This is a genomic window from Jiangella alkaliphila, from assembly GCF_900105925.1.
GTDB classification, from domain to species: domain Bacteria; phylum Actinomycetota; class Actinomycetes; order Jiangellales; family Jiangellaceae; genus Jiangella; species Jiangella alkaliphila.
This window is the reverse complement of record NZ_LT629791.1, coordinates 7,380,567-7,393,405: the sequence shown is the minus strand read 5'-3', so window position 1 is coordinate 7,393,405 and position 12,839 is coordinate 7,380,567. Positions and strand designations below refer to the sequence as shown.

At 69.1% G+C, this 12,839-nt stretch carries 11 protein-coding genes; 8 read left to right on the top strand and 3 right to left on the bottom strand.

The window, feature by feature from the left end:
- Positions 1-336 precede the first annotated feature (336 nt).
- Positions 337-1,605, top strand: coding sequence for a hypothetical protein (locus tag BLV05_RS36340; protein WP_152691049.1), 1,269 nt, complete (start codon positions 337-339; stop codon positions 1,603-1,605).
- A gap of 180 nt (positions 1,606-1,785) precedes the next feature.
- Here BLV05_RS36340 and BLV05_RS37390 read toward each other — a convergent pair whose 3' ends face one another.
- Entirely contained in the window at positions 1,786-2,034 is a 249-nt protein-coding gene (locus BLV05_RS37390; RefSeq protein WP_046772067.1) for a UDP-N-acetylglucosamine 2-epimerase, read from the bottom strand.
- Positions 2,035-2,266: 232 nt separating this feature from the next.
- On the opposite strand from BLV05_RS37390, the gene BLV05_RS33895 reads away from it, so the two are divergent.
- Together BLV05_RS33895 and BLV05_RS33890 are read left to right on the top strand one after the other, a co-directional pair.
- Complete coding sequence (locus BLV05_RS33895) at positions 2,267-2,824, top strand: class I SAM-dependent methyltransferase (RefSeq protein WP_172860754.1); 558 nt, start codon at positions 2,267-2,269, stop codon at positions 2,822-2,824.
- 100 nt (positions 2,825-2,924) lie between these two features.
- Complete coding sequence (locus BLV05_RS33890; RefSeq protein ID WP_152691048.1) at positions 2,925-3,626, top strand: hypothetical protein; 702 nt, start codon at positions 2,925-2,927, stop codon at positions 3,624-3,626.
- 1 nt (position 3,627) lies between these two features.
- Here the strand turns inward: BLV05_RS33890 and wecB are convergent, their stop codons facing one another.
- Entirely contained in the window at positions 3,628-4,692 is a 1,065-nt protein-coding gene (gene wecB, locus BLV05_RS33885; protein ID WP_046772065.1) for a non-hydrolyzing UDP-N-acetylglucosamine 2-epimerase, read from the bottom strand.
- A 116-nt stretch (positions 4,693-4,808) separates the two neighbouring features.
- Between wecB and BLV05_RS33880 the strand changes: the two genes are divergently transcribed.
- From BLV05_RS33880 to BLV05_RS33860, 5 genes are all read left to right on the top strand, one after another.
- Entirely contained in the window at positions 4,809-6,113 is a 1,305-nt protein-coding gene (locus tag BLV05_RS33880; RefSeq protein ID WP_046772064.1) for a nucleotide sugar dehydrogenase, read from the top strand.
- The gene (locus BLV05_RS33875; RefSeq protein ID WP_052763051.1) at positions 6,113-7,321 is read left to right on the top strand and encodes a hypothetical protein; all 1,209 of its coding nucleotides are present in this window, start codon (positions 6,113-6,115) and stop codon (positions 7,319-7,321) included. The genes BLV05_RS33880 and BLV05_RS33875 overlap by 1 nt, the downstream gene beginning before the upstream one ends.
- A complete protein-coding gene (locus BLV05_RS33870) occupies positions 7,318-8,421 on the top strand; it encodes an acyltransferase (RefSeq protein WP_052763050.1) in 1,104 nt (367 codons plus the stop codon). The genes BLV05_RS33875 and BLV05_RS33870 overlap by 4 nt, the downstream gene beginning before the upstream one ends.
- 106 nt (positions 8,422-8,527) lie before the next feature.
- Positions 8,528-10,483 carry an FG-GAP-like repeat-containing protein gene (locus BLV05_RS33865; protein ID WP_152691047.1) on the top strand — a complete coding sequence of 652 codons (1,956 nt, stop codon included), beginning with the start codon at positions 8,528-8,530 and terminating at the stop codon, positions 10,481-10,483.
- A 74-nt stretch (positions 10,484-10,557) separates the two neighbouring features.
- Positions 10,558-11,697, top strand: coding sequence for a SpoIID/LytB domain-containing protein (locus tag BLV05_RS33860; protein ID WP_152691046.1), 1,140 nt, complete (start codon positions 10,558-10,560; stop codon positions 11,695-11,697).
- A gap of 2 nt (positions 11,698-11,699) precedes the next feature.
- On the opposite strand, the gene BLV05_RS33855 is transcribed toward BLV05_RS33860, so the two are convergent.
- Positions 11,700-12,689 (bottom strand): glycosyltransferase, encoded by a 990-nt coding sequence (locus BLV05_RS33855; RefSeq protein ID WP_046772062.1) that lies wholly within the window; start codon positions 12,687-12,689, stop codon positions 11,700-11,702.
- Between the last annotated feature and the right edge of the window lie 150 nt (positions 12,690-12,839).

Genomic DNA, 12,839 nt, shown 5'->3' with positions numbered 1-12,839 from the left:
CCTTCAAGCGAAAGGCGCGCATCGGATACCTTACCTTTGTATCGTGGTCAGCTTACGATCCTGGTCAATAGTTGAGCGGATTTCGAGCACGTGGTCGATCAAATGCGTAACCCTCTTGATTTCGCGCATGCGTCGGCCGGGTCCGCGCCTTCCGGTCGTGCCGGAGTCTCCGGTCGCCTCAATGCCCGTCCGAGTGAGTGTGGCTCTCCTCTGGGGCAGGCCGCAGGCTGCGAGCTGGTGGTGGCGAGTGTGAGCGGATGTCCCTGTTCGACACACAGTGCCGCTATTTGGATAATTGTTGGTTCTTGTCCTTCTCGCTCCTTGTAATTTCCCGGATTGGAGATCGAAATGCGGCGAAGTCTTCCCGTCCTGGCTTCTGTGGCCTTGGTTCTAGCGGCGGCGAGTGGAGGCGCCCAAGCGGCCGAATTCGAACCAGATCAGGTTCCCGAGCCGGCGGAGACGTTCGGTGAGCCTATTACGCCCGTCGCTGCCCAGTACGTCAATGAGACGTACGAGGCACTTCAAGGCACGCTCGAGGCAGCCCCTGACGTCTATGGCGGCTCCTATTGGCACACCGAGACCGAGTCGCTGCGAATTCAGCTCCGACCAGGTGCTGATCCTAGCCAGTCAGCGCAGTTGGAAAGCGACGTCAAGGACGTCTTGGCCGGTCTGAAAGAGTCTGCTGAAGTGACCTTCGCTGTTGAATCCGCCTCCGTCGTCGACGGTCAAGCAATGGCGGAGGATCTTGGGCTGTCTACGGCATGGGCAGGTGCGCAGTCGCATGCGATTAAGGGTGCCTACTACGATGTGCGTGCGTCGGCAGTTACAGTCCTGGTCGACAATGCCGCCGCAGGGCAGGTTGAAGGTTCGTTGCAGCATCTTCGTACTAGTGTGCCCGTTCGTATCGAGCCCATCGTCGAAGCTGCGGCGAGTGATGAGCTGAGTGGCGAGGCGACGGACGCTGAATTTGGCGTGCTGTCGGGCAGCAGGATGATCGACAGGGGCGGATGGACCGCCGGGAATACGCTGAAATCATACTACACGGGAAGCCATGTCTGCAGTCAGGGCTTCACTTGGAGGCTCTGGAGTAACAACCGCCTGTATGGTGGAATTTCGGAAGACTGCAGCAATAGGTGGAGCACCTGGGAAAATGATGGTCGAACCGTAGGCACGGTTGGGAACGTGGAAACCAGTGTCGCCGCTGGGCTCATGGGGCCGGCGGCGGGCACATCATTCAATGCAGACGTCTGGGTCGGTGGAACGTCCACGAATCCTAATACGACCGACGTGCGACCGGTACGATCTGCGGCCGGCTCGGTCGTACGAAATGCTCCCATTGCCATTAGTGGTGCCAGGGCAGGGCTGGATTCCGGGTATATCACTGGACCGGTAAGTGCGACCGGATGGCCAAATGGGCTAGTGCTCGTAAATGGCATTAACTGCGACAATGACTGGGGTGCGCCGTTCCTGACCACCTATTCAGATGGTGCAGTGATGGCGCATGGCCAGGCATGGAGGGAGCCTCAGTTAAATTCCAACTGCTACTATGTGAACGTGACTGCCATTTCCAGTGCGCTGAGCGCCTCGATCGCGGTCGTACCCTGATCGGCTTCAAGTGAAAGTTGCGCTGCCGCCGCGCTGGTGACTTGCTTGATCCTGCATATTTGGTCAATAGCGTCGCGGCCTTATGTGCATCTTGTTGTTCATGCGTGGCCGCCGGGACCTCGTGCCATCCCCACCGTCCGGGATGGCACGAGGTCTGGGCGAACCTGAGCGTCGGTGTGCTCATGCCGCTCCGCCGCGCAGCAGTGCCTCGACCACCTGCCCAGCCGCGTGCCCGTCACCGTACGGTGTGCCCTGGGGCGCGGCCGGCGTCGGCCGGGTGACGGCGGCGGCGAGGTCGGCCGGCTCAGGGACCAGCACGTTCCAGCCGTCGTGCAGGGTCTCCGGCCACTCCGTCTCGGTGCGCAGCGTGCCGCACGGCTGGCCGAGCAGGTAGGCCCACTTCTGTAGGGGGCCTGAGTTGGTCACCACGCCCGCGAAGTGCAGACGGCCGCGACTATGAGCGAGTCGGGCAGCGGTAACACCTGCAGGCACAGTGCCGCCCAACCAGCCGAGGTCGTCCAGACCGCGGCGCAGCGTGGCGAGACGGTTATCCTTGGGCCGAACGGGCGATAATCCGGCGATGAGAGCCATGAACTCCGACGAGACCACGGCGTACTGGGACCAGCGACACCGCCGGTTCTCGCCGCTGAGCTCGGGAGGCGTGGTCGGCATCGACGCCGGCGCCAACGAGATCTTCTACGCCATGCGGCTGGGCAGGCTGCTCGACCTGGTCGGCGATGTGTCCGAGAGCAGGGCGCCACTGCGTGTCCTCGACGCCGGGTGCGGGAAGGGCTGGTTCGCCCGTGCCATGGCGCGGTTCGGCCATCGCGTCGACGGCATCGACATCAGCCAGGCCGCCATCGAGGAGTGCCGGGCACAGGCCGCGGACCAGGACGAGTACGCGGTCAGCGCCCTCGCGGACTGGCACCCGCCGTACATGTACGACGTCGTATACAGCGTCGACGTCTTGTTCCACGTCATGGACGACGATGCCTGGGCCGACTCGGTGCGCAACCTCGCGTCGCTGGTTCGCCTAGGGGCAGGCTCATCCTGTCCGACCACGGGGCCGAGGCCGACCACACCTGGTCCACCTACCAGCGGACCCGGGGGCTGTCCCGGTACCGTGCGCTGGTGCAGCCGTTGGGCTACGGTTCCGACCAGTTCCGCTCCTACGGCTTCCGCAACACGCCGGTCGGATTCATCGTCTTCGACAGGGTGAGCTGATGCGACGCAACGACATCCTCCGAACCTTGGTGGCGCGGTACGGTCCGGTGCTGGACCGTACCGGTGGCGCGCTCTCGTTCCCGGCTGACATCAGTATGGTCACCGAGCTGTCCGACGGCCCCGCGGCTCCGGCCGCCGCGGTCGACCTCGTCGCCGCCGATGACCCCGCCGCCGGCCTCGGCCGCCGGCTGTCAGAGGCCGGGGTCGCGACTGTGGTCCTTCTGCTGCCTTGGGACGGCGGCTCGCTGCCTACCGGTGAACTCGTGCAGGGCGTCGGCGCGTCCGGCTACCAGGTCACCGGCATGCTGCCCCTCGATGAGGCGGACACGCCGACGGCCTTGATCGCGGGCCGGGTCGATGCGGGCGGGCCGATGTTGCATCCGTATCTGCGATGGGACGGCGACGCGGCGCCCGTCGATCCTCCGGCCGTGCTGCGGCTGGTCAACGAGCATCACGTCGAGGGCTTCGTCTGGCGGGTGCTCGACCAGCGTGTCCGCGAACTCGACGAGCGAGCTCGCGACCTCGAGAGCCGGCGAGCCGAGGCGGAGAAGGCCGGCGCCGAGGCGACTGCCGAGAACGAGCGCCTGACCGCGGAGAACGAACGGCTGATCGCGGACAACGCCACTGCTCTGAAGCGGTTGTCCGACGCCACGGCGAGCCTGGCCCAGGCGCACGCGGAGCGCGATGCCGTCCAGGCCCGCATGTCCCGAATCGAGGGCAGTTCCTCCTACCGGCTCGCACGACGGCTGGCCGCAGGCAAGCAGGCGATGGCTCGACTGGTGGGCGCTGGGCGTTGACTCAACCGTGGCCGGCGAGGGCGGCGATCACGCGCGCAGCTGCGTGCCCGTCGCCGTAGGGCGTGCCCTGCTCGGCGACGGGCACCGGTCGGCGCACCACTTGGTCGAGGTCGTTCAGGTCCGCGGCCAGGACGTTCCAGCCGTCCTCGAGCGTCTCGACCCACTCGGTCTCGGTGCGAAGCGTCGTGCAGGTGCGGCCGAGGAGATACGCCTCCTTCTGCAGGCCGCCGGAGTCGGTGACCACGCCGGCCGAGCCGAGCACTGCGGCCACCATCTGCGGGTATGCGAGCGGCTCGGCGACCCGCAGCGACCCGCCATTGCGCTCCAGCTTGATGCCGAACTCGTGGCAGCGCGCCACCAGACGCGGGTGCGCCAGCAGCAGCACGTCGGCGGAGAGGCCGTCGAGAGCATCGACGATGGCCGTCAGCCGGTCGGGGTCGTCGGTGTTCTCGGCACGGTGGATGGTCGAGACCACGTACTCACCGGCGGTCAGCCCGAGCGGGACCTGCGGCGCCCCGGCCAGAACGGCATCGCGCACGCGGAAGCAGACGTCGGTCATGACGTCGCCGACCAGCACGGACCGTTCCCGCAGGCCCTCGGCGGCCAGTTGCCCCATGGCGACCTCGGTGGGCGCCAGCAGTAGGTCGGCGGCGTGGTCGGTGAGGACGCGGTTGTGCTCCTCGGGCATCCGCCGGTTGAACGAGCGCAGGCCGGCCTCGAGGTGGGCGACGGGAAGGTGCAGCTTCACCGCCGCCAGCGCGCCGGCCAGCGTCGAGTTGGTGTCGCCGTAGACCAGCACCCAGTCGGGCCGGTGCTCGTCGAGCACGGCGTCCAGAGCGGACAGCATGGAGCCGGTCTGCACGCCGTGGCTGCCGGAGCCGACGCCCAGGTGGACGTCCGGGTCCGGGATGCGGAGGTCGGCGAAGAAGACATCGGACATGCGAGTGTCGTAGTGCTGCCCGGTGTGCACGATGACGTGGTCGTGCACGGTGGCGGCGAAGGCCTCGGCGACCGGCGCGAGCTTCACGAACTGCGGGCGCGCTCCGACGATGCTGAGCACTCTCATCGGTGTGACCGACCTCCGGCTGGGTACATCAGATGGAACGTGCGAAGCATGGGCCGACCCGCGTTACCCTATACGGCGGTCCGCCAAGTCCACGCAACGTCACCGAAGGTCACTCCGTGAAAATCACCGTCGTCGCCCTGGGGAAGATCGGGCTTCCGCTCGCCGTCCAGTTCGCCAGCAAGGGCCACGAGGTCGTCGGGGTGGACATCAACGCCGCCGTCGTCGACCTCGTCAACCGCGGCCAGGAACCGTTCCCCGGTGAGGCGCAGCTGGCCGAGAAGCTGGCCGAACTGGTCCCAGCGGGCCGGCTTCGCGCCACCACAGACTACGCCGACGCGGTCCCCGGCAGTGACGCTGTCGTGGTGGTCGTCCCGCTGTTCGTGAACGACGACACCTGGGAGCCTGACTTCGGCTGGATGGACGCCGCCACCCGTTCGCTCGCCGAGCACCTCACTCCCGGCACGCTCGTGTCCTACGAGACGACGCTGCCGGTGGGCACCACCCGCACCCGCTGGACGCCGCTCATCGAGGAGGTCTCCGGCCTCACCGAGGGTACCGACTTCCACCTGGTGTTCTCGCCGGAGCGGGTGCTGACCGGTCGGGTCTTCGCCGACCTGCGCAAGTACCCGAAGCTCGTCGGCGGACTGACTGCCGAGGGTGCCAAGCGCGCCACCGAGTTCTACGAGGCCGTCCTCGACTTCGACGACCGGCCCGACCTCGACCGTGCGAACGGCGTGTGGGACCTCGGCAGCGCCGAGGCGGCAGAGATGGCCAAGCTCGCCGAAACGACGTATCGCGACGTCAACATCGGCCTGGCCAACCAGTTCGGGCGGTTCGCCGCGCAGCACGGCATCGACGTCTACGAGGTCATCGCGGCGTCGAACTCGCAGCCCTACAGCCACATCCATCGGCCCGGCATCGCCGTGGGCGGCCACTGCATCCCTGTGTACCCGCGGCTGTACCTGTGGACCGATCCCGAAGCCACCATCGTCCGGGCCGCCCGAGAGGCCAACGCGGGCATGCCGTCGTACACGGTCGGGCTGGTCGAGGCCGCCTACGGCGGCTCGCTGGCCGGCGCGCGGGTGGTCGTGCTCGGCGCCTCCTACCGCGGCAAGGTCAAGGAGACCGCGTTCTCCGGTGTCTTCCCGGCAGTCGCGGCGCTGCGCGAGCGCGGCGCCGCCGTCCTGGTGCACGACCCCATGTACACCGACGAAGAGCTGGCGAAGTACGGCTTCGAGGCCTACCACGTAGGCGAGCCGGCCGACGCCGCCGTCGTGCAGGCCGACCACCCGGAGTACCGCGAGCTCGGCGCCGCTGATCTCCCTGGTGTCAAGGTGCTGGTCGACGGCCGCAACGTCACCGACGAGTCGCGCTGGGCGGGCGTCACCCGCATCGTTGTCGGCCGGTCCACCGCGTCCTGATGGCGGCGTGGACCTGGCGGCGCATCCGCCGCGGACTCCGTCGCCGGGCCGGGGTGCTGAAGCGGCGCGTGCGTGGTGGTGGTGCGACGGCACCCGCGGGCGGCGCGGCGAAGCCGGCGTTCATCGAAACCGCCGTCGCCACCGGGCACACGCTCGACATCACCCGGCCGGTGCGGTTGCTCATCGGGCCGGCCAACATGGCCGGCCAAGGTTGGCAGTGGGCCCGCGCCGCCGAGCACTTCCTCGACGGCGTGTCAGCCGAGTCGCTGACCGCTGCGCGGAGCCGGCCGGGGTTCCAGTTCCGCACCGACACCGTGCTGTCGGGGCCGCAGCAGCGTGGCGACCTCACCTGGCACCGTGACCGTGTCGTCCGCGAGGTCACCCACGTCCTCTTCGAGGCCGGCCGGCCGATCCTGCGCGACTTCCACGCCGGCTCCATGAGCAACGACGTCGACGAGCTTCGTGCCGCCGGACTGCATCTCGGCGCGGTGTTCCACGGCTCCGAGGTCCGCGACCCCAGCAAGCACCGTGAGCTGTACCCGGTCACCGCGTTCGACGATCCACGCGAGGATCTCACCGAGCGGCTTCAGGTGGTCGTCGACGACGTCCAGGAGCGCATCGCCCGGTTCGACGGGCCGCGGTTCGTCTCCACCCCCGACCTGCTCGACTTCGTGCCGGACGCCATCTGGATGCCGGTCGTCGTCGGCGTCGACGAGTTCGCCACCGACAACCCGGTGCTGGAACGGCCGAAACCGGTCGTCCTGCACGCGCCGTCGAACTCCGCGCTCAAGGGCACGTCGTTCATCGATCCGGCGCTGCAGTCCCTGCATGACGACGGCCTGATCGAGTACCGGCGAGCCTCCGGGCTACCGCACGCCGAGCTGGTCGAGCTGGTGAAGGACTGTGACATCGTCGTCGACCAGGCCGTGCTCGGCCTCTACGGCGTGTTCGCCGCGGAGTCCATGGCCGCCGGCCGGGTCACGCTGGCGCACGTCGCGCCGCATGTGCGGGCGCGGGTGCCGGTGGAGCTGCCGATCGTCGAGATCACGCCGCCCACCGTCCGCGATGTCATCGCCGAGATCGTCCGTCAGCGCGACGAGGCGATCAAGACCGCTCACGCCGGCGTCGAGTTCGCCCGCATGTACCACGACGGCCGCATGGCCGCCCGGGCACTGGCCGGGTTCCTCGGCCGCGAGGAGCGACCGTGACGGCCGTCGAGGAGAGGACCACCACGCGAGAGCACACCGGCGCAGGCGAAGAGCTGGCCTGGATCTCGTGGCTGAGGGTTCTTGCCATCGCCGGTGTCGTCACCATCCACACCGCCGCGGCGACGGCGGTGATCGAAGGAGCACGTGACCAGCGGCGCGGCCTCGTCGCGATCATTCTCGACATCGGTGCGGTGTTCACCGTGCCGGTCTTCGTGATGGTCAGTGGCGCACTGCTGCTCGATCCCCGGCGCTTCCGCGGCGCCGGCGACTTCCTGCGCAGGCGGGCCTGGCGGCTGGTGCCGGCGATCCTCTTCTGGCACGTCTTCTACCTGGGTTTCCGCTATTGGTACAAGGAGGAGACGCTCACCTGGGACCAGGTGGTCAACGAGTTCCTCAACGGCCGCACCTACACGGCGCTGTACTTCTTCTGGATCGTGCTCGGCCTCGCCCTCATCACGCCGATGCTGGTGCCGTGGATCGCGACGGCGAGCCGGCGGGCGGTGCTGGTCGCCGGCGCCGGAGCGGCGGCGATGCCGATCCTCACCATGGCCACGCTGGAGCTGCGCGGCACGACGGTGACCTGGATCGTCACGCCGTGGACCTGGTGGACGCCGTACCTCGGCTTCTATCTGCTCGGCTGGGCGCTGCGCGGGGTCGTGCTGCGCGGATTCGCACTGGCCGGTGTCGCCGTTGCGGCGGCCGGCCTCGGCGCGATGACGATCTGGCAATGGAACAACCCGGCAGCGCCGGACTGGCTGCAGACGATCTCGCCGGTCACCTACTACGGGCTCGGCGTGCACTTGTACTCGATCGCTGTCTTCCTGCTCGCGCAGGCGCTGATCCGTCCGGGTGCCCTGCTCGGCGGGCTGGCCCGCCCGCGGATGGCCGGGCTGGGCCGGCTGCTGGGCGACGCCACGTTGGGTGTGTTCGCGCTGCACCTGGCGGTGCTCGGCGTCGTGGTCGACGAGCGGTGGATCGGCAACGACGTCGCCGCCGGGTCAGCGGCCGAGCTGTTGCTGCGCATCGCGGTCGTGCTGGTGGCGACGTACGCCATCGTGCTGCTCGCGCGCCTCGTCCCAGTGGTTCGCCGGGTCTTCTGACCAGCGCGGACGACCTGAGCTGGATCGTCGCTTCTCCTGACAGTTGCGTCACACTGAGCTAATCTGGTCGCTTGAGTCACACCAGTAACGCCGATCGGGGGAAGTCGTGACTCTGCGACCGTGGCGGCACGCCGCCCTCTTCATGGCCGTCGGGACGCTGGTTGCCACCGCGCTCCCGGTGACAGCCGTCGCTGCGCCGACGCCGCCGGACACCCATACGCCGTCGTCTGCCGCGCCAGTGCTCGACCCCAGCAGCGGCGCGTTGCAGACCGTCCCGCTCCGCGGCAGCACCCGGTCCTTCGGCTCGCTGCCGGCCATGCCCGCGGCGCCCTGGGACACCGAGGACGCGCACGCCGGGCTGGTCCCCGTGGTGTACAGCGAGGAACTCGAGGTCGACCCGTTCCGGCTGGCCGCCGTCACCTGGGTCGGTGAGGGAGATGTCACCGCGTGGGTCCGAACCCGTCAGGACGGTGAGTGGTCGCAGTGGTACGAGCTGCCGCACGGCGACGACCACGCGCCAGATCCGGACAGCGCCGAGGGCGCGGACGTGCGCAACGGAACCGACCCGTTGCTGGTCCCGTCGTCGGACGCGGTGCAGGTGCGGGTCGACGCGCCGCGCGGCCGCGCCGCGACCGACCTACGCCTGGATCTGATCGATCCCGGACTGTCGTCCGCCGCGTCGCCGCCGGATGCCGAGATCCAGACCGAGCCGAGCGCCTCGGTCGCGGCCGCCCGGCCGAGCATCGTGACCCGGGCGCAGTGGGGCGCGGACGAGTCGCTGCGCGGCACGCCGCCGCAGTACGGCCAGGTGAACGGGGCGTTCGTCCACCACACCGTCAACGCCAACGACTACTCCGAGGCCGAGGTCCCGGCGCTCATCCGGTCGATCTACCTGTACCACGTGCAATCCCGGGGCTGGAGCGACATCGGGTACAACTTCATCATCGATCGCTTCGGCCGGATCTGGGAGGGCCGCTACGGCGGGATGGACCGCGCCGTGATCGGCGCGCACACCCTCGGTTACAACGACGACGCGTTCGCGGCGTCGGCCCTGGGGAACTACGAGGACGCGACGCCCACCAACGCCATGCTGTCGGCCTACGCACGGTTGTTCGCGTGGAAGTTCAGCGTCCACGGGGTCAACCCGCTCGCCCGGGTGAACTACGACGGCGAGTCCTGGCCCGCCGTCGCCGGTCACCGCGACGCCGCCTCCACGGCCTGCCCGGGCGCGCGGCTCTACGCACGGCTCGCCACGATTCGGTCTGGCGTGCTGCGCGAGATGAACATCGGCGGCGACGCGACCCATGGACGCGACTTCGACGGCAACGGTCGTGCCGACCTCGTCGCCCGGCAGCGTTCGGACGCGTCGCTCTGGTTCTGGGGCGGGCTGGGTTCGGCCACGTTCGACCGGCGGGACCGGCTGGGGACTGGCTGGAGCGCCTTCAACGCGCTTGTCCTGCCTGGCGACTGGGACGGCGACGGCCGCGACGACGTGATCGCCCGGCGGCGCGCGGACGCCAGCCTGTGGCTCTATCCCGGAGCCCGTGGCGGAAACCTCGGGCCTCCGCTGGTCATCGGCCGCGGCTGGCGTTCGGTGAGCGCGATCGTCGCTCCGGGTGACTGGGATCGCGACGGTGCCGCAGATTTGATCGCCCGGCGGACGAACGGTGAGCTGTGGCTCTACCCGGGCAATGGAAGCGGCAGGTTCGGAACGCCGCGACCGATCGGCAGCGGGTGGGCTGGCATGACCGCAATCGTCGGCCCGGGTGACTGGAACAGTGACGGTATCGTCGACCTCGTTGCCCGGCGGTCCAACGGTGAGCTGTGGCTCTACCCCGGCAATGGCCGCGACGGGTTCGGTAAAGCGCGTCGGATCGGGACCGGTTGGAACAGCGTGGCCGGAATCGTCGGGTCCGGCGACATCGACGGCGACCGTGTCCTGGACCTCCTCGCCTGGCGGCCCAACGGCGTCATGTTGCTCTACCCGGGCATCGGCACCGGTGGCTTCCGGACCGTCCGTGAGATCGGGACCGGATGGAACGCCTACGACTTGCGCAGCTGATTGCCGTCCTGGTGGGCGCTCTGGTGCCCTTCGCTGCCGCTCCGGCATCGCCAGTGGGCGTCGCCACGGAGGTCGTGCCACTGCCGCCGTCGGGGGACGTGGTCATCGAGGGCCGTGGATTCGGGCACGGCCGGGGCATGTCGCAATGGGGCGCCTACGGTGCCGCCGTCAGCGGGCTGAGCTATGACCGGATCCTCGCGCACTACTACCGCGGAACGTCGCTGGTCGAGCGCGACGACATCCAGCTGAAGGTCCGCATCACCGCCGCCGGCGACGACCAGACCGTCGTGGCCCCGGCGTCCGGGCTCACGGCGGCGGCGAGCGGCGCGACACTGAACCTGCCGTCGTCGATCCGAGGCGAGCGGGTGACCGCGTGGCGGGTGGTCCGGAACGGCGGCGGACTGGCGCTGCAGGGGCGCGCCGGCACCTGGCGCGACGTCGCGGTCGGCGGCCTGGTCGTGCATGCCGCCCCGGTGCGCTTCACATCGCCGGCGGGGACGGTCCGGCTCATCCTGGGCGCCACCTACCGCGACTACCGCGGCGCCGTTGAGGCCGTCGCCGCCGGATCCGGGGCCGGCACCCGCGTGGTCGCGTCGCTGGAGTCATATCTACGCAGCGTCGTGCCGGCCGAAATGCCCGCGAGCTGGCCGGCGGCTGCCGTCCAGGCGCAGGCCGTGGCGGCCCGCAGCTACGCGCGGTGGCAGCGGACGGAAGAGCCAGGTAGCTGGTACGACACCTGCGACAGCACCCGCTGCCAGGTCTTCAACGGCGTCGCGGACTACACGGCGGCCGGCGAGCTGAAACGCCGCTATGAGCACCCCGCGAGCGACGCGGCGGTGGCCGCCACCGCCGGGCGGCTGCTGATCCATGACGGCGTACCCGCGTTTACCCAGTTCGGGTCGTCGAACGGCGGCTGGACGGTGCGAGGGAGCCGGTCGTACCTGCGGGCCTTCGAGGACCCGTACGACGGTGTCGTGTCCGGATCGCCGCACACCTGGCGCTCGTCACTGTCCGCCGCCGACGTCGCGGCCGCCTATCCCGCGGTCGGCCGGGTCGCTGCGCTGCGGGTGACCGCCCGTGACGGCCTCGGCGCCTGGGGCGGCCGGATCACATCGGTCGTCGTCGAGGGCGGCTCCGGCTCGGTGGAGCTCAGCGGGGAGGCGTTCCGGATCGCGCTCGGGCTGCGCAGCAGTTGGTGGCGCCCGGCCGGCTGACGTCAGCCGGGGACACCCAGCGTCGGCGGGTCGGCGATGACAGGCTCGGCGACGGGGATGGGTCGCAGGGCGGGCAGGCGCAGGTACGACAGCCGAGCGGCCTCCTCCCGGCCGCGGCGGATCGCGTCCAGCAGATAGCCGAGCCCGAGCGTCGCGAAGGCGATGATCGCGATGGCGGAGGCGAGGATGGCTGTCGGGAAACGCGGGACCAGCCCGGTCTCGAGATAGTCCATGATCACCGGCAGGCCGAGGATCAACGCGATCAGCGCGAAGGCGCCGGCAAGGACTCCGTGGAACAAGGCGGGCCGTTCGTGCCGCGTGATCTCGATGATCCAGCGCAGGATCCGCCAGCCGTCGCGGTACGTGCGCAGTTTGCTCTCGCCGCCGTCGGGGCGCTCTTTGTACCCGACCGGGAGTTCGGCCACCGGCACCCGAAGATGCAATGAATGGATGGTCAGCTCGGTCTCGATCTCGAATTCTCGCGACAGTGCCGGAAACGACTTCACATAGCGTCGCGAGAACGCCCGGTAGCCACTGAGCATGTCGGTGATCTGGCGGCCGAAGAGCGCGCCGACCACCCCGGTGAGCAACCGATTGCCGAGCACGTGGCCCGGTCGGTACGCCGCCTCGTCCACGTGGGTGCGGACCCCGACGACGTGATCGTGCGGGCCGTCCAGCAGTACGTCGACCAGCGCGGGCGCCTGCGCGGCGTCGTAGGTGTCGTCACCGTCGACGAGCACGTAGACGTCCGCGTCGATGTCCGCGAACGCGCGCCGCACCACGTTGCCCTTGCCCTGCCGGGTCTCGGTGCGCACGATCGCCCCAGCCGCGAGCGCCTCGTGAACGGTCGTGTCGGTGGAATTGTTGTCGTACACATAAATGTCCGCGGACGGCAGCGCCGCGCGGATATCCGAGACGACTCTGGCAATGGCCGCGGCCTCGTTGTGGCACGGAATGATGACGGCGATGCCGAGCTCACCGAGCTCGTTCATCACTGGCCCCCTGATGGTCTCTATAGAGCAGTTCTCGTGGTATGTTGCCCGCGCTGGAGGTTCGGTTCTCTCCGTGCTCATGCGCCACTGCATTGGCGCACTACCAGGTAGACGCTCAGGGGCGTCTGGACGGTTGCACGGGGAAGGACA

What these genes read in the sequence shown, in the direction of transcription:
- BLV05_RS33890 (WP_152691048.1), top strand. Translation starts at nt 2,925, where the DNA reads ATGGTCACCGAGCTGTCCGACGGCCCCGCGGCTCCGGCCGCCGCGGTC.
- wecB (WP_046772065.1), bottom strand. Translation starts at nt 4,692, where the DNA reads ATGAGAGTGCTCAGCATCGTCGGAGCGCGCCCGCAGTTCGTGAAGCTC.
- BLV05_RS33875 (WP_052763051.1), top strand. Translation starts at nt 6,113, where the DNA reads ATGGCGGCGTGGACCTGGCGGCGCATCCGCCGCGGACTCCGTCGCCGG.
- BLV05_RS33855 (WP_046772062.1), bottom strand. Translation starts at nt 12,689, where the DNA reads ATGAACGAGCTCGGTGAGCTCGGCATCGCCGTCATCATTCCGTGCCAC.